Below are 14,548 nucleotides of genomic sequence, written 5' to 3'. Positions count from 1 at the left end.
GACCGGTCGACGAGGGTTCTGAAGCGCGATGGATCTGTTCAATCACGGGTTGCGGCTGCATGCCGATCCGTCCCGCGTCGTCGTCCGCCCGTTCCACATCGCGTGGGGCGGCAAGGGCGGCGCACCCAACCGGACCGAACGCCTGGTCGGCGAAGTGCTTGCCATGTCGACGGAAGAAGCACGCGACCAGCTCGAGGCCGTGCTGAAGGATTTTGAGGCGCGCCACTGGCAGACGCGGCGTGTTTTCATGACGCGCTACGACGAAATCGAGGAGCTGCTCGGCCTCGACGGCACCGAGATCAGCGATGAAAAGCGCCAGCTGATCGGCGCCTATTTCTGCCACGAATACAGCTATGCCGCCGCGGCGCTGATGAACCCCAGTGCGGTGCCGCATTTCGACCAGTCAGGCATGCCCGAAGGATCGATGCGCATCCTGATGAGCTTGCGCTCGGTCGGCGAGGGGCACATCTCCTCGGTCGCGTTCCGCGAAGGCATCATCTCGAACGGCCACGAACTGGAACTGGCCCCGGAGCCGCCCTTTGCCACCGCCACCGACGTGATCGGCGGCGAGGAAGAAATGCCGCTAAGGTCCTCCCGCCTCCCGGAAGGCACGCGCATGCACGTGCTTCTGCGACGGCTCCACGATCTTTCGTTCAGCACCGTCCGGGCCGGATGGGATCCGGGCGGATGGTCATTGCTATGGGCTGATCGGAGCTAGGTCAATAAATTATTGGACCGTATAATTATGAACGATGAACACGGCCGTCTTGATTGCGCCACCGGCTGACCGGTCTCTAGCGGGCTGACTCCCTCGACTCGAAAATGCCGCTGCATAACCACGGTCGCCGCCGTTCTGACGAAGGGCGCGGCGCTGGGCGTCCGGAGGCGCAGAACTCGATCTGCAATAATGTGCAGTTGAAGAAATACATTGCCGAGGTCGCTGGGTTGGGTATTGTCACGGCAGCAGTTCGCGACTCAATCGCGGCCTTCCCCTTCGGGGTCGGCCGCTCGCGCGCGGACGGCTCAAGCGACGGAAGAATTTCGCATCTTGGGACGGGGAACGGCATGATCGTGGAAGGATGCGCTTCGGGGTACCAGCCTGACCTGTCGGCGGCGACCGACCAGCGCCCGTTCGCCGGCTGCGACCCGTTCTCCGGCCGTCTGCCGCTCCTCTTCGTCTGGCGCCCTGCGCGCGTCGCACGCGACCGTTGAGCATGGTCGCCACCCTCTCGTCCTCGGCTGAAGGCGGCGTCGCACCGGCGAGGGTCGGTGGCCGCGCTCTCGCTTTGGCATGCGTCCTCTACGCCTTCTCGCTGATCCTGATCGACATAGCGCCCTTCTTCATCGGGCTCTACGTCGACCATCTCGGGCTGACCCTGAGCCAGGCGGGCTTGGTGCAGTCGGTCGATCAGGCCGGGGGCGTTCTGGGAGCGGTTGCCGGGTTCTTCCTCATGCCGCGCGCGGCTTGGAGGACGATCATCGTCGCGGCCTCGCTCGTTGCGACGCTCGGCAACGCCCTAACCGCCGTCGCGGACGGCTATGTCGTCCTTTGTGCCGTTCGCTTCGTATCCGGATTCGGCGTGGTGCTCATCACCACCGTCACGGCCTGCGTCCTGGCCCAGGCCGTCGTCCCGGTACGAGCCTATGGGGCCGGGCTCGCGCTCGGCATGTCGCTGTCCGCCGTCGCGATCTGGTTGCTGGAGGGCCTGCGTTCCCATTTCGGCGACGCGGCTGCGCTTGCTTCGGGGGCTCTGTGGCTGGGCCTCGGCGCCGTCATGGCCCTGCTTCTGCCACGCGATCTTGACGGTCCGTCGGAGCCGGTCCTGCCGGAGGACGTGCCGCCGATGCGCGGCGGCGCTCGAGACGCGGGTCGCATCGCGCTGCTGGGGCTTCTTCTCTTCGGCGTCAGCGTCAACGTGATCTACGCCTTCATCGAGCGGATCGGGCTCTCGAACGGGCTGGACCAGACCTCGGTCGCCAACGCGATGGCGTTTGGTTACATCTTCTCCGCCGTAGGAAGCCTGATCCCCATCGTCTTCGGCGAGAGCGGGCGCCATCTGCGCTGGATCGCCGTCACCACGGCGGTCTTCCTAGCCTCGCTGCTTGGAATCTACGGCGCGCACTCCACCATTCTCTTCACCGTTGCGTTCGCAGTCTACGCATCGGCGTGGTGCATGGGACTGGCATTCTACATGTCCATGACCGCGGAGAACGATCCGGGACACCGCTATACGCGGATGATCTACATCGTGAACGTGGCCGCGCAGTCCGTGGGCCCGGCGATCGGTACCCTGGTTCTGGCGCGCGCCTCGCTTTCCGCGGTGTTCCTCGTCACGCCCGTGCCGGCGCTGGTCGCGGCACTCCTCGTGTCCTCCACCCGTCAGGCGCGCGTGGCGGCCCGGGCGCCGGGGACTACGTCGTCAATCGGAGCCGGACGCATATGAGCCTCACGCCCTTCCACCTCGCTCCCGAAATGGAGCGCGCCTACTGCATGTCCATCGGCGTGCGGGCCGGCGATTTCATCTTCGTCGGCGGGTTGACCGCTGTCGACGACGACGGAAACGAGCTCCACCAGGGTGATGCCGCGGCGCAGTTCGAGGTCGTCTACCGACAGATGGGGCGGGTGCTCGCGGCGCACGGGGGTTCGGCGGCCGACGTCGTCAGCGAGACGATCTACTACGCTTGCACGGGGCAGGAGTACTCCGAGCGCCTCTTTCCGCACCGACGAGCCTTCTACCAGGGATGCGATGGCCCGTCGGTCGCCGGCGTGCAGGTCGCCGGCTTCATCAGCCCGGGCATCCAGGTGGAGGTCACGTGCGTGGCCCACATCCCGGCGGCGAGGGCCTCCGCCGCAACGAACCAGTACGCACTAGGACAGGATCAGTCATGACCGCTTACAGGATGCTCATCGACGGTGAGCTCGTCGAGGGTTGCCGCACGATCCCCGTGATCGACCCCGCCACTGGTGAGCCGTTCGCGAAGGCGCACGTCGCAGATGCGGCGCAGCTCGACCGCGCGGTAGCCGCCGCGGCCCTCGCCTTCCCGGGATGGGCGGCCACGTCGTGGGCGGTCCGGCGAGACCGGCTCCTGGAGTTCGCTCGTCGGCTGGACGAGGAGGCGGACGGCTTCGCCCGACTGCTCGTCCGCGAGCAGGGCAAGCCGTGGGGCGAGGCGCGCTACGAGGTCGATGCCACGATCAGAGGTATCAGGTTCTACGCCGATGTGGAGCTGAAGGCCGAGGTCCGGGATCATCCGACGGGCGCCTACGAGGTCGAGCGCCGCCCCTTGGGCGTCGTGGCGGGCATCACGCCCTGGAACTTCCCAATGATCCTTGCGAGCAACAAGTACGCACCCGCGCTGATCACCGGCAACACGGTCGTCCTGAAACCGGCGCCGACGACCCCGCTGACGACGCTCGAGCTTGGGCGACTGGCTGCGGACGTGTTCCCGCGGGGCGTCTTCAACATCGTCGCCGACGACAACGACCTCGGTGGGCGCCTGACGTCCCATCCGGACGTGGCGAAGGTGTCGTTCACCGGCTCGACCGAGACCGGCAAGTCCGTGATGCGGAGCGCCGCCGAGGACATGAAGCGGGTGACCCTTGAGCTCGGCGGCAACGATCCCGCCATCGTGCTGGCGGATGCCGATCTGGAAGCGGCGGCGCGGGGACTGGCCGGGACCGTCTTCCTGAACGCCGGTCAGGTGTGCGCGGCGCCCAAGCGGCTCTACGTCGCCGAAGCCGTCTACGAGGAGTTCCGGGATCGCTTCGTGGCGGCCACGCGGGAGATCAGGATCGGCGCTGGCGACGAGGAGGGTGTGACGCTCGGCCCGGTTCAGAATCGGGCGCAGTTCGAAAAGGTCCGCGGCATGATCGAGGAGGCCGCCGCCGCCGGCACCGTGCTCACCGGCGGCCACGTCGCCAACCGCCCCGGCTACTTCATCGAACCGACCGTCGTCGCCGACCTGGACGACGCCGCGCCACTGGTGACGGACGAGCAGTTCGGGCCCGTCGTCCCGCTGCTCCGCTTCGACGACGAGGCTGAAGCGGTCGCTCGCGCCAATCAGGGGGCATACGGGCTCGGCGCGTCGATCTGGACGCGCGATCTCGACCGCGCGCGACGGCTCGCCCGCGGCATCGCCGCGGGAAGCGTCTGGATAAATCAGCATACCGCCATCCATCCGGACATCCCCTTCGGCGGGGTCAAGCAGTCGGGTCTTGGGACCGAGGGCGGCTTGGAGGGTGTGCACGAGTACACTCGTGTTCAGGTGATCAACGCCGCCGCCTGAACCCCGCTGGAGGTTCGGAAGGGAGGCAGGAGATGGGCAGCATGACGATGAGTGAGGAAGAAGAACGGACTTCCGCGGGCGGAAGGCTCGACCGGCGATCGCTGCTGGGGTTCGGCGCCGCCGCCGTCGGCGCGGTGGCGCTGGCGAGCTGCGCCAAGGAGAACCCCGGCCGCGAGGCGCGGGACGGTAAGGACGCGGGACCGTACGACGTCGCGGTGGTCGGGGCAGGCTACGCCGGCGTCACCGCTGCTCGCGAGCTCGCCGCTAAGGGCTGGCGCGTGGTCGTGCTCGAGGCGAGGCCGCGCATCGGCGGTCGCACCTTCACCAGCAGGTTCCTAGGCCGCCAAATCGAGCTGGGCGGCTCCTCGGTGCACTGGATCCAGCCCCACGTCTTCGCCGAGATGCAGCGCTACGGCTTCGGATTCGAGGAGGTTCCGCTCCGCGACCTCGACAAGGCCTACGTCATGACGGCGGACGGCAAGGTGCACGACGTGCCGCCGGCGCGTTTCGACCAAGGCTACAACGACGCGTTCGCGAAGTTCTGCGCGGACGCGAGGACGCTCTTCCCGCGTCCCTTCACGCCGTTCGTCAACCCCGAGGTGGCGAAGCTCGACGCCGTCTCCGCGGCGGACCGCCTGGCCAAGCTCGATCTGGACCCGATCCAGCGCGCGTCGCTGAACGCCGAACTGGTGCTCTACGCGGGCTCGCCCACGAATACGTTCAGTTACATGAGCTACGTGAAGATGTTCGCGCTCGCCGCCTGGGATCCCTACACCTTCACCGATTCCGAGAAGCACTGGCACATCGCGAACGGCGGCACCGCGGCGCTGGCCAAAGCGATTCTCGACGACAGCAAGGCCGACCTTCGGCTCGGGACTGTGGTGAAGCAGGTCGAGACGACGGCAGCCGGGGTCACACTCCGCACGGCGGACGGGCAGGTGGTGGAGGCGAAGGCCGCCCTCTTCACCCTTCCGACGCAGGTCTACCCCGACATCGAGTTCAAGCCGGGTCTCTCCGCCGAGAAGCAGGCGTTCATTAGGAACGGCGACCTATGCGACGGCGCGACGATGTACATGCGCATCAAGCAGAACATCGGCAACACCTTCACATTCTGCGACGATCCCAATCCGCTCAGCGCGATCCAGACCGAGGAGTCCGACGCCGAAGTGGGGACGATCCTCAAGGCGACCCTCGGTCGCCAATCGCTCATCGACATCAACGACCAGGACGCCGTCGGCGCCGAACTGCGCAAGATCCATCCCGGCGTCGAACTCACCGACATCGCGCCTTACAACTGGGTGAAGGATCCGTTCTCCAAGCAGGCGTGGCCGGCGTACCGCGCCGGCTGGTTCGCGAAGTACAAGGACATGGCGAAGCCCGAGGGAAGGCTCTTCTTCGCGGGCTCCGCCACGGCCGACGGCTGGCACGCGTATATCGACGGCGCGGTGGAAAGTGGCATCCGTGCCTGCCGCGAGATGACCGCCATGCTCGAGAAGGAGAAGAGCAGCAATGGATGACCGCTCGCCCAGCCCCCGCGCGCTGACGATCGCCGCCGCTATGGGCCTGATCGCCCTTGCCGCCTGCTCGGGTCGTTCCGAGACCGGCAACGACCAGGGCTCCACCGCGGCCGCCGGCAAGGCTTCCACTGATTATTCCGCGCTGGCGCGCAACCAGATGCAGGTGCAGGCCGGAAAGAAGGTGTTCAGCAATTGCGCGGTCTGCCACTCGGCCGAGCCGGGCGTTCCATCCCCGGCCGGACCCTCTCTCGCGGGCGTGGTCGGTCGCAAAATCGGCGGCGTGTCGGGCTATCCTTATTCCCAGGCGCTTTCGAAGGCGGATGGAGAGTGGACGCCGGAGAAGCTGGACGCTTTCCTAGAGAACCCGATGGCCGCCTATCCCGGCACCGCCATGGCGTTCGGCGGCCTCTCCAAGGAGTCCGAGCGCAAGGCGGTCATCGCCTATCTGGCGGGAACGACCTCCAAATAGGTGCGTGCCCGATCGGGCACGTACCTACCGGCATGCGACGGGCGCGGCCCCTTGCCGGACTTCGGCCGTCACCGGCCACGCGCAATGGCGGGACGCGGCATGCACGACCGGCACTTCTACGAACCGCGCAACGGCCATGGGCTCGCCCGCGACCCGCTGAGGGCGATCCTCGGTCCCCGTCCCATTGGATGGATATCGAGCGGCTCATCCGCAGGCATCGCCAACTTGGCGCCCTACAGTTTCTTCTCGATGCTGTGCGACGAGCCGCCGCTCGTCGGCTTCTCGAGCGTGGGCGAGAAGGACACGCTCTCAAACGTGCGCGAGACGGGCGTCTTCGTCTGCAACCTCGCGACGCGGCGCCATGCGGATGCCATGAACGAGACCTCGCGTCCATCGAACCCGATGGCGGACGAGTTCAGCGCCGCGGGATTGGACCGGGCGGAGTGCGTGGTCATCCAGTGTCCCCGGGTCGCGGACGCCCCGGTGTCGCTCGAATGCCGCTTGGCGGACGCTCGCCAGCTGACGGATTGTCGGGGTGAGCTTGCGGGCGCATGGCTGGTGGTCGGCGAGATCGTCGGCGTCCACATAGACCGCGCCCTGCTGGACGGCGGACTGTTCGCTACCGCCGAGGCCGGCATCGTGCTGCGGGCAGGCTACGCCGCCGACTACTTCGAGATCCGGCCGGAAGCTGCTTTCTCGATGAGGCGGCCTAGGGATTGAGAATGCCGCCGCATCGCCAGTGCAGTCTAACCGGTTCCGGGACAAGCCGCGTGCATTATTCTTCTTGTGTATAATTAACAGAAACCGTACCTCGCCGGTACACTCCGACGTGAGCTTACAAGGGGCTGGATGACGATGAAGGTCTTGGTGCCGGTCAAGCGCGTGCTTGACTATAACGTGAAGCCCCGCGTGAAGGCGGACGGGTCGGGCGTCGACCTCGCCAACGTCAAGATGAGCATGAACCCCTTCGACGAGATCGCGGTCGAGGAAGCGATCCGGCTCAAGGAGAAGGGCGCGGTCACGGAGATCGTCGTCGTCTCGATCGGCGAACCCAAGGCGCAGGACACGCTGCGCACCGCACTGGCGATGGGCGCCGACCGCGCGATCCTCGTGACGTCGGACACCAAGGTGGAGCCGCTGGGCGTCGCCAAGCTGCTCGCTAAGATCGTCGAGGAGGAGCAGCCGCAGCTGGTGATCCTGGGCAAGCAGGCGATCGACGACGACAACAACCAGACCGGGCAGATGCTGGCCGGGCTGCTCGGCTCTGGCCAGGGCACGTTCGCGTCGAAGGTCGAGCTTGCGGGCGACGCCGTCACCGTCACGCGCGAGGTCGACGGCGGGCTGGAGACGGACACGTTCAAGCTGCCCGCGATCGTCACCACCGATCTGCGCCTCAACGAGCCGCGCTACGCCTCGTTGCCCAACATCATGAAGGCCAAGTCCAAGCCCCTTGCGACCAAGACCGCCGCCGATCTGGGCGTCGACGTCACCCCACGGCTGACCACGGTCAGCGTCGCCGAGCCGGCCAAGCGCCAGGCAGGCGTCAAGGTGGCGGACGTGGACGCGCTGGTCGACAAGCTGAAGTCGATGGGCATCGCGAAGTAAGCGGCGGGAGAACGGACATGACGACTCTGGTTTGGGTCGAACACGATGGTTCGACCGTCAAGGACGCCACGCTCTCCGCGGTCACCGCTGCGGCGAAGCTGGGCGAGGTGCACCTGCTCGTCGCCGGGCAGGGGGTCGGCGCCATCGCCGACGCGGCGGCCAAGATCGCGGGCGTCGGCAAGGTCCATGTGGCGGACGACGCGGCCTATGCGCATGCGCTGGCCGAGAACGTCGCGCCGCTGGTCGTCGAGCTGATGAGCCGTCACGACGCGTTCGTCGTGCCCGCCACTACCACCGGCAAGGCGGTGGCCCCGCGCGTCGCCGCGCTGCTCGACGTCATGCAGATCAGCGACATCCTGTCCGTGGAGGGCAAGGACACGTTCACGCGCCCGATCTACGCCGGCAACGCGATCGCAACCGTCCGGACGTCGGATGCCAAGAAGGTCATCACGGTCCGCGGCACCGCCTTCGAGAAGGCGGCGCCCGAGGGTGGCGCCGGAACCGTCGAGCCGGTCGCCACGACCGGCGACACCGGCCTCGCCACCTTCGTCAGCCAGGAAATCGCCGCCTCGACGCGTCCGGAGCTGACCAGCGCGAAGATCATCGTATCCGGCGGACGCGCGCTCGGCTCGGGCGAGAAGTTCCACGAGCTGATCGAGCCGCTCGCCGACAAGCTGGGTGCCGGCGTCGGCGCCAGCCGCGCCGCGGTCGACGCGGGCTATGTCCCCAACGACTATCAGGTCGGTCAGACCGGCAAGATCGTCGCGCCGGAAGTCTACGTCGCGGTCGGCATCTCGGGCGCGATCCAGCATCTGGCGGGCATGAAGGATTCAAAGACGATCATCGCGATCAACAAGGACGAGGACGCGCCGATCTTCCAGGTCGCCGACCTCGGCCTCGTGGGCGACCTGTTCGAGATCGTGCCGGAGCTGACCGGAAGGCTGTGAACCAGGCCCCCACCACCACGGCCGGTAGCTTCACAGGTGACCGCCTCGGCACCGTTCTCGCAGAATTTGAGTGACGAGCTGTGCCTCGGATCCGGCCATGTGCAGCCCGGGCAGTCGAAGCCGTCGGATTGGTTTACGGACAGCAGCGCGCGAGCGTCCGCCATCTGCGTGCGGACCGCTCTGGCGACCGACCGCAGGGTGCCCAAGCCATCACCATGCGGGCGTTGTTCACGATCTTTGGGTGCGACAGGTCGCGGCCTTGGGGGGGAGCCGGTCGTCCCGCTGGTGAACTGGATGTTGATCGGCTCTAAATGGTCGAGGTCCGCCGACATGGGTGCGTGCGCGCCATGAGCGACATCCTCGAAGTTCGTCACGCCTGGTCCGGTCGCAGATGAGAACCTGCCATCAACTCCTCCCCCTCGTGGCTGCGAACGACCTTATCGGTCGCCCGACGGTTCTCGCGCCGCCGCCCCTCATCGGCGTCCGTCGTCGAACTCACGGCCTGCCGAACATCATCCGCCGGTATCGGGTGGTGGCGAACGGTGCCGCCTCGATCCGGCCGCCGTCGAGGAGGTCGAGACGGACCGCCTCGTACGCCTTCTCCACGTCCATCCCGGCCCGATCGAGGACGATCGTGCCGTGACCCGGCAGCAGCACGTCCCAGCGGACGGGCTCGCCCAGGTGACGTGACCCCCGGCTTTCATCCAGCCGGGACCAGAGACCGGCGTTTGTTGTGGTGCACGAGCGCACACGAAGCAACGGCCTGGACGCGTCCAGGCCGTTGCTTCTCGATCTCGGCGGCGAAGGCCGCCGGGGTGGCGTAGCCGAGCGAGGAGTGCGGCCGCTCGGTGTTGTAGTCGTCGACCCATTCCCGGACCACGGCGCGGGCGTGCGCGAGGCTGAGGAACAGCGTCTCGTTGAGCAGCTCGTCGCGCATACGGCCGTTGAAGCTCTCGACATAGCCGTTCTGCATGGGGCGGCCCGGCGCGATGTAGTGCCACTCGACCTTTGACTCGTCCGACCAGACCAGCACCGCATTTGAGGTCAGCTCGGTGCCGTTATCGCTGACAATCATGCCTGGCCGACCACGCTCGGCGACCAGGTCGACCAGCTCGCGTACGACCCGCTTGCCGGAGATCGAGGTGTCCACCACCGCACGCAGGCATTCGCGCGTGACGTCGTCGACGATGTTGAGCACGCGAAACCGCCGGCCGGTGGCAAGCTGGTCATGCACGAAGTCCAGGCTCCAGCGCTGGTTGGGGAGCGCCAGCACCGGCCCAGGTGCCCGCGCGCCCACGGCGCGCCTTCGTCCCTTCCTGCGCCTCACCGTCAGGCCCTCCTCTCGGTAGAGCCGCTGCGTCTTCTTGCGGTTGATGGTGACGCCGTCGCGCCGCAGCAGGATGTGCAGCCGTCGATAGCCGAAACGGCGACGCTGGCCTGCCAACTCGCGCAGCCGTGCCCGCAGATCCTCGTCGCCCCCGCGACATGAGCGGTAGCGCATGCTCGTCCGGTCGGCCCCGATCACGGCGCAGGCGCGCCGCTCGCTCATCCCGAATCCAGCCTGCAACCGCGCGACCGCCTCCCGTTTGGCGGCCGCGCTCACCACTTTTTTGCCAGCAGGTCTTTCAACCCCGCATTGTCCAGCATGGCGTCGGCCAGCAGCCGCTTGAGCCTGCCATTCTCGTCTTCCAGCGCCCGCAGTCGCTTCGCCTCGGACACCTCCAGGCCGCCATACTTGGCCTTCCAGGCGTAGTAGGTCGCGCTCGACATGCCGTGCTTGCGGCAAAGCTCCGTCACCACCGCGCCGGCCTCGGCCTCCTTCAGAATGCCGATGATCTGCTCTTCCGAAAACTGCTTCCGCTTCATTCCGTCCGTCCCTTCCATGACGTCCTCCCTATTTTTTCATCCAAGCTGAGTGAGAGTTTTCCGGCCCTTTGAAGCCTGCGGGCAAGGAGCTGGGACATGAAGAAGTCGAGATACACGGAAGAGCAGATTGCGTTTGCGCTGAAGCAGGCGGAGACGGGCACGCCGGTGGCGGAGGTCATCCGCCGTATGGGCGTATCGGAGCAGACCTTTTATCGCTGGAAGAAGGTGTATGGCGGGCTGGGCGTCGGCGAGCTGCGGCGGGTCAAGCAACTCGAGGACGAGAACCGCAAGCTGAAGCAGCTCGTCGCGGATCTGAGCCTGGACAAGCATATCCTGCAGGATGTCCTAGCAAAAAAGCTCTGACGCCTGGGCGACGGCGCGAGATCGTCGCGTACGTCCAGGCGTCCCACGGCGTCAGCGAGCGGCGCAGTTGCCTCGCGCTCGGCGTCGACCGCTCATCGGTGCGCTACGTGTCGCACAAGCCGGACCAGGCGCCGCTGCGGCTGCGCATCCACGATCTGGCGGCAGCACGGGTGCGCTATGGCTATTTTCGGATCTACATCCTGCTGCGCAGGGAGGGCTGGCTGGTGAATCACAAGCGGGTTTACCGGCTATATCGGGAGGATGGATTGAGCCTTCGGCTCAAGCGTCCCCGTCGCAACGTCAGCGCGGCGAACCGCGAACGCCAGCCTGCGGCCTCGGCGCCCAACGAGATGTGGTCGATGGACTTTGTCTCGGATGCCTTGTTCGATGGCCGGCGGCTGCGGGCACTGACGGTGGTCGATGCGTTCACCCGCGAGGCGCTGGCGATCGACGTCGATCAGGGCATCAAGGGCGAGCAGGTTGTCGCGGCGGTGACGCGGATCGCGTCAGTACGTGGTGCACCGAAGACCATTCGGGTGGACAATGGCCCGGAGTTCATCTCGAAGGCGCTCGACCGATGGGCGTATGAGAACGGCGTCACGCTCGATTTCTCGCGGCCGGGCAAACCGACCGACAACGCCTTCGTCGAGAGCTTCAACGGCCGGCTTCGCGACGAGTGCCTGAACAGCCACTGGTTCCTGTCGCTGGCGGACGCTCGTGCCAAGATCGAGGCCTGGCGGCGGGACTATAACGAGAGCCGTCCTCACACGGCGCTTGGCTGGCTCACGCCAGCCGAATATGCTGCATCCGTCGGGGTTAACCCCGACGGATGCAAACCGGAAACTCGCATCATGCCCGGATGAGAAACCGGGGGACCGTCATCCATGGGCCGGTCTCTAGTTCCAGGTGGATGAAGAAACGGGGGTCACGTCACTCGCCGAAATCCGCGATCGCCCGTCCACCGTCACCAATAAGTTCCGCACCGCGCAGCTCCGGACCGAATGGGACGTCGCTGAAGGCTATACGCTGAAGCTCGGCGGCATGTACCGTCGTTTCGATTTCGACAGCGTCTCGTTCCAGCGCGATACGGCGATCTGCGGCAATGGCGGAACGGACCTGGTGCTGGGCACCATCACCTGTTCGCCGACCAGCGCGTTCGGTCCTAACGCCGTCTACGGCTATCAGGTGACGCCCGCGCTCAGCGAGCTGTTCACGCTCGGCAATGCGGGCCAGCCGTCGGGCACGACGGCGCAATGGCTGGTTCCCAACCTCGATGCCGCCACCGCCTACACCAAGCTGTACAGCCGTACGCCGACGCTGGTCGTAGGCGACAACCGCAGCGTGACCGAAGAGGTAAGCGGGGGCTATTTTCAGGTCGATGCGAAGGGCGAACTCGCCGGCCTCCGCTACGCGCTCAACGCGGGCATGCGCTACGCGCACACCGCCCAGGGATCGACGGGCATCAACTCGGGTGCGGTCGTGACGGTGAAGCGCGACTATGACGACTGGCTGCCGGCGGTGAACCTCGCGCTGTTCCCGACCGAGAAGCTGATCCTGCGCGCCTCCGCCGCCAAGGTGATGACGCGCCCGACGCTCGGCAACCTGACGCCCGGCGGTTCGGCCGACGGCTTCAACTATCGCGTGTCGTTCGGCAATCCGCAGCTCAATCCGTTCCGTGCCGCCGCCTACGACCTCGCAGCGGAATGGTATTTCGCGCCGCAGTCGATCCTGTCGGTGGCGCTGTTCAAGAAGAACGTCGAAAGCTTCCCGGTCTCGCAGTCGATCACCAACGCGACCTTCACCTCGACCGGCCTGCCAACCTCGGTGCTCGCGGCGTCTTCGCCCGCGGCGCTCAACCCGGCGCAGCAGGCACAGCCGATCTGGACGATCACCACCACGGTGAACGGCACGGGCGCTTCGCTGAAGGGCGCGGAGATCGCGCTGCAGGCGACGTTCAAGTTCCTGCCGGGCTTCCTCAAGAATTTCGGCGTGCTCGCCAACGCGACCTTCGTCGATTCGAACGCGAACTATCTGGTACAGGGTCCGGCGGTGTCGGCTTGCGTGCCGGGAGCCACGCCAGCGGCGGCCTGCTCGTTCGGGCCGCTCGTCAGCTCGACGCGCAACGCGACCTTGTTCGGTCTGTCGAAGCGGCAGTATAACGGCACGCTCTACTATGAGGACGCCAAGTTCTCGGCGCGCGGGTCGATCAGCTATCGTGGGCCGTATATCGATGCCAACAGCGGCACCGGCAACATCTTCGAAGGTTATAATTCGACGATCAACGTCGATGCCTCCGTCCGCTACAAGCTGACGCCGAATGTCGAACTGTCGCTCGAGGGCACCAACCTGACCGACGAGTATCGCGATCGCTACACCGATCTCGATGCCAACCGGAACTACGAATACAATCACTTCGGTCGAACGGTGCTGATCGGCGCGCGCTTCAAGATGTGAGGGGGTGGGTGCGCCGGTCATCAACGCCGGCGCACGCGTTGATGGAGGATATGCGGGTGGCTGGCATCGATCGCCGTCAGGCATTGCTCGGAACGCTTGCGGCGGCTGGTATGGCGGCATCGGCGCGCGCGCGCAGCCCCGCGGCCGGGGCGGTCCCCGCCGATCCGTCCGAAACCATCCTGCTATGGCCGGGCGGCGCCCCCGGTATGCCCGCGACGCCGCCCAAAGAGGTGATCGACGAGCGCAGCACGGATCCGGCGGTCCGCGACCGTGCGGTCCATGGCATCACCCGGCCGCGGCTCGTCGTCTTCCGGCCCCGGGTGCCGAATGGCAGCGCGGTGCTGGTGATGCCCGGCGGCGGCTATCGCTGGGTCGTCGTCGACAAGGAAGGCTATGAGATCGGCCGCTGGCTGGCGGAGCGAGGCTATACGGTCTTCGTCCTGTTCTATCGCCTGCCGGGCGAGGGGTGGGCCGCAGGACCCGATGTCGCGCTGTCCGATGCGCAGCGCGCGATGCGCCTGATCCGCGCGCGGGCCGATTCCTATGGCATCCGCCCGGATCGCGTCGCGGCGATGGGCTTTTCGGCGGGCGGTCACGTGTGCGGCGACCTGGCGACGCGCTTCGCCCGATCGACCTACGCGCCGGTCGATGCGGCCGACCGGCTGTCCGCACGGCCCGACCTCGCCGCGCTCCTTTACGCTGTCCAGTCGATGACGCCGCCGCTCGCGCATGCGGGGTCGCGGGCGCGCCTGCTCGGGCCCGATCCCTCGCCCGCACTGGAGGCGGCGCACAGTCCGGCCGCGAACGTCCGTCGCGATACGCCGCCCTGTTTCCTGGTCCATGCCGAAGACGACGACGCGGTGGCCGTCGACAACACGCTGGCGATGCGCGCGGCGCTGAAGGCGGCGGGCGTCTCCGTGGAAACCCATTTGTTTGCGAAAGGCGGCCACGGCTTCGGCCTTCGCCGCGCGGCCGGCAAGCCGGCGGCGGCGTGGCCGGAGCTGTTCCGGCAATGGGCGATGTCGCAGGGACTGGGCTGA

The 14,548-nt window shown here is 66.8% G+C and carries 13 protein-coding genes and 3 pseudogenes; 13 read left to right on the top strand and 3 right to left on the bottom strand.

Annotated features, from left to right (window positions below; genetic code table 11):
* Window positions 1-28: 28 nt before the first annotated feature.
* The 10 genes and pseudogenes from A7E77_RS04480 to A7E77_RS04435 form a co-directional block, all read left to right on the top strand.
* A pseudogene (locus A7E77_RS04480) lies at window positions 29-610 on the top strand (glycosidase); the annotation flags it as partial.
* Window positions 611-915: 305 nt separating this feature from the next.
* Window positions 916-1,212 (top strand): hypothetical protein, encoded by a 297-nt coding sequence (locus A7E77_RS04475; RefSeq protein WP_192930017.1) that lies wholly within the window; start codon window positions 916-918, stop codon window positions 1,210-1,212.
* A 2-nt stretch (window positions 1,213-1,214) separates the two neighbouring features.
* Window positions 1,215-2,444 carry an MFS transporter gene (locus A7E77_RS04470; protein WP_053111702.1) on the top strand — a complete coding sequence of 410 codons (1,230 nt, stop codon included), beginning with the start codon at window positions 1,215-1,217 and terminating at the stop codon, window positions 2,442-2,444.
* Entirely contained in the window at window positions 2,441-2,890 is a 450-nt protein-coding gene (locus A7E77_RS04465) for a RidA family protein (RefSeq protein WP_053111703.1), read from the top strand. Before A7E77_RS04470 ends, A7E77_RS04465 begins: the two co-directional genes overlap by 4 nt.
* Window positions 2,887-4,287, top strand: coding sequence for an aldehyde dehydrogenase family protein (locus A7E77_RS04460; protein WP_053111704.1), 1,401 nt, complete (start codon window positions 2,887-2,889; stop codon window positions 4,285-4,287). Before A7E77_RS04465 ends, A7E77_RS04460 begins: the two co-directional genes overlap by 4 nt.
* A gap of 32 nt (window positions 4,288-4,319) precedes the next feature.
* Window positions 4,320-5,804 (top strand): (S)-6-hydroxynicotine oxidase NdpB, encoded by a 1,485-nt coding sequence (gene ndpB / locus A7E77_RS04455; protein WP_053111705.1) that lies wholly within the window; start codon window positions 4,320-4,322, stop codon window positions 5,802-5,804.
* A complete protein-coding gene (locus A7E77_RS04450) occupies window positions 5,797-6,273 on the top strand; it encodes a c-type cytochrome (protein WP_053111706.1) in 477 nt (158 codons plus the stop codon). The genes ndpB and A7E77_RS04450 overlap by 8 nt, the downstream gene beginning before the upstream one ends.
* A 99-nt stretch (window positions 6,274-6,372) precedes the next feature.
* On the top strand, window positions 6,373-6,993 hold the full coding sequence (locus tag A7E77_RS04445) for a flavin reductase family protein (protein WP_053111707.1): 621 nt from the start codon (window positions 6,373-6,375) through the stop codon (window positions 6,991-6,993).
* A gap of 135 nt (window positions 6,994-7,128) precedes the next feature.
* On the top strand, window positions 7,129-7,878 hold the full coding sequence (locus A7E77_RS04440) for an electron transfer flavoprotein subunit beta/FixA family protein (RefSeq protein WP_053111708.1): 750 nt from the start codon (window positions 7,129-7,131) through the stop codon (window positions 7,876-7,878).
* Between the two features lie 17 nt (window positions 7,879-7,895).
* The gene (locus tag A7E77_RS04435; protein ID WP_053111709.1) at window positions 7,896-8,825 is read left to right on the top strand and encodes an electron transfer flavoprotein subunit alpha/FixB family protein; all 930 of its coding nucleotides are present in this window, start codon (window positions 7,896-7,898) and stop codon (window positions 8,823-8,825) included.
* 23 nt (window positions 8,826-8,848) lie between these two features.
* Here the strand turns inward: A7E77_RS04435 and A7E77_RS18195 are convergent.
* The 3 genes and pseudogenes from A7E77_RS18195 to A7E77_RS04430 all read right to left on the bottom strand — a co-directional run.
* Window positions 8,849-9,031, bottom strand: a pseudogene (locus tag A7E77_RS18195) (hypothetical protein); the annotation flags it as partial.
* A gap of 289 nt (window positions 9,032-9,320) precedes the next feature.
* Entirely contained in the window at window positions 9,321-9,482 is a 162-nt protein-coding gene (locus A7E77_RS17885; RefSeq protein WP_192930016.1) for a hypothetical protein, read from the bottom strand.
* A gap of 43 nt (window positions 9,483-9,525) precedes the next feature.
* Window positions 9,526-10,691, bottom strand: a protein-coding gene (locus A7E77_RS04430; protein WP_413243588.1) for an IS3 family transposase whose coding sequence is annotated in 2 segments (ribosomal slippage) — window positions 9,526-10,439 and window positions 10,439-10,691 — 1,167 coding nt in all. Because the reading frame shifts where the segments join, the coding sequence is not laid out codon by codon here.
* A 96-nt stretch (window positions 10,692-10,787) separates the two neighbouring features.
* Between A7E77_RS04430 and A7E77_RS04415 the strand changes: the two genes are divergently transcribed.
* The 3 genes and pseudogenes from A7E77_RS04415 (at window position 10,788) to A7E77_RS04405 (ending at window position 14,548) form a co-directional block, all read left to right on the top strand.
* Window positions 10,788-11,917, top strand: a protein-coding gene (locus A7E77_RS04415) for an IS3 family transposase (RefSeq protein ID WP_413243585.1) whose coding sequence is annotated in 2 segments (ribosomal slippage) — window positions 10,788-11,043 and window positions 11,043-11,917 — 1,131 coding nt in all. Because the reading frame shifts where the segments join, the coding sequence is not laid out codon by codon here.
* A 70-nt stretch (window positions 11,918-11,987) separates the two neighbouring features.
* Window positions 11,988-13,508, top strand: a pseudogene (locus A7E77_RS04410) (TonB-dependent receptor); the annotation flags it as partial.
* Between the two features lie 50 nt (window positions 13,509-13,558).
* Window positions 13,559-14,548, top strand: a complete 990-nt coding sequence (locus A7E77_RS04405; RefSeq protein WP_063689711.1) for an alpha/beta hydrolase — start codon at window positions 13,559-13,561, stop codon at window positions 14,546-14,548.

Source organism: Sphingomonas sp. NIC1 (assembly GCF_001638925.1).
Taxonomy (GTDB): domain Bacteria; phylum Pseudomonadota; class Alphaproteobacteria; order Sphingomonadales; family Sphingomonadaceae; genus Sphingomonas; species Sphingomonas aquatilis.
Note: the sequence above shows the minus strand (reverse complement) of the source record. Positions and strands in the feature narration are given on the sequence as shown.

Excerpts from the sequence above, each read along its gene's own strand:
- A7E77_RS04470 (WP_053111702.1), top strand. The coding sequence starts at position 1,215 with ATGGTCGCCACCCTCTCGTCCTCGGCTGAAGGCGGCGTCGCACCGGCG.
- A7E77_RS04435 (WP_053111709.1), top strand. The coding sequence starts at position 7,896 with ATGACGACTCTGGTTTGGGTCGAACACGATGGTTCGACCGTCAAGGAC.
- A7E77_RS04405 (WP_063689711.1), top strand. The coding sequence starts at position 13,559 with ATGCGGGTGGCTGGCATCGATCGCCGTCAGGCATTGCTCGGAACGCTT.
- A7E77_RS04440 (WP_053111708.1), top strand. The coding sequence starts at position 7,129 with ATGAAGGTCTTGGTGCCGGTCAAGCGCGTGCTTGACTATAACGTGAAG.
- A7E77_RS04450 (WP_053111706.1), top strand. The coding sequence starts at position 5,797 with ATGGATGACCGCTCGCCCAGCCCCCGCGCGCTGACGATCGCCGCCGCT.
- A7E77_RS04460 (WP_053111704.1), top strand. The coding sequence starts at position 2,887 with ATGACCGCTTACAGGATGCTCATCGACGGTGAGCTCGTCGAGGGTTGC.
- A7E77_RS04445 (WP_053111707.1), top strand. The coding sequence starts at position 6,373 with ATGCACGACCGGCACTTCTACGAACCGCGCAACGGCCATGGGCTCGCC.
- ndpB (WP_053111705.1), top strand. The coding sequence starts at position 4,320 with ATGGGCAGCATGACGATGAGTGAGGAAGAAGAACGGACTTCCGCGGGC.
- A7E77_RS04465 (WP_053111703.1), top strand. The coding sequence starts at position 2,441 with ATGAGCCTCACGCCCTTCCACCTCGCTCCCGAAATGGAGCGCGCCTAC.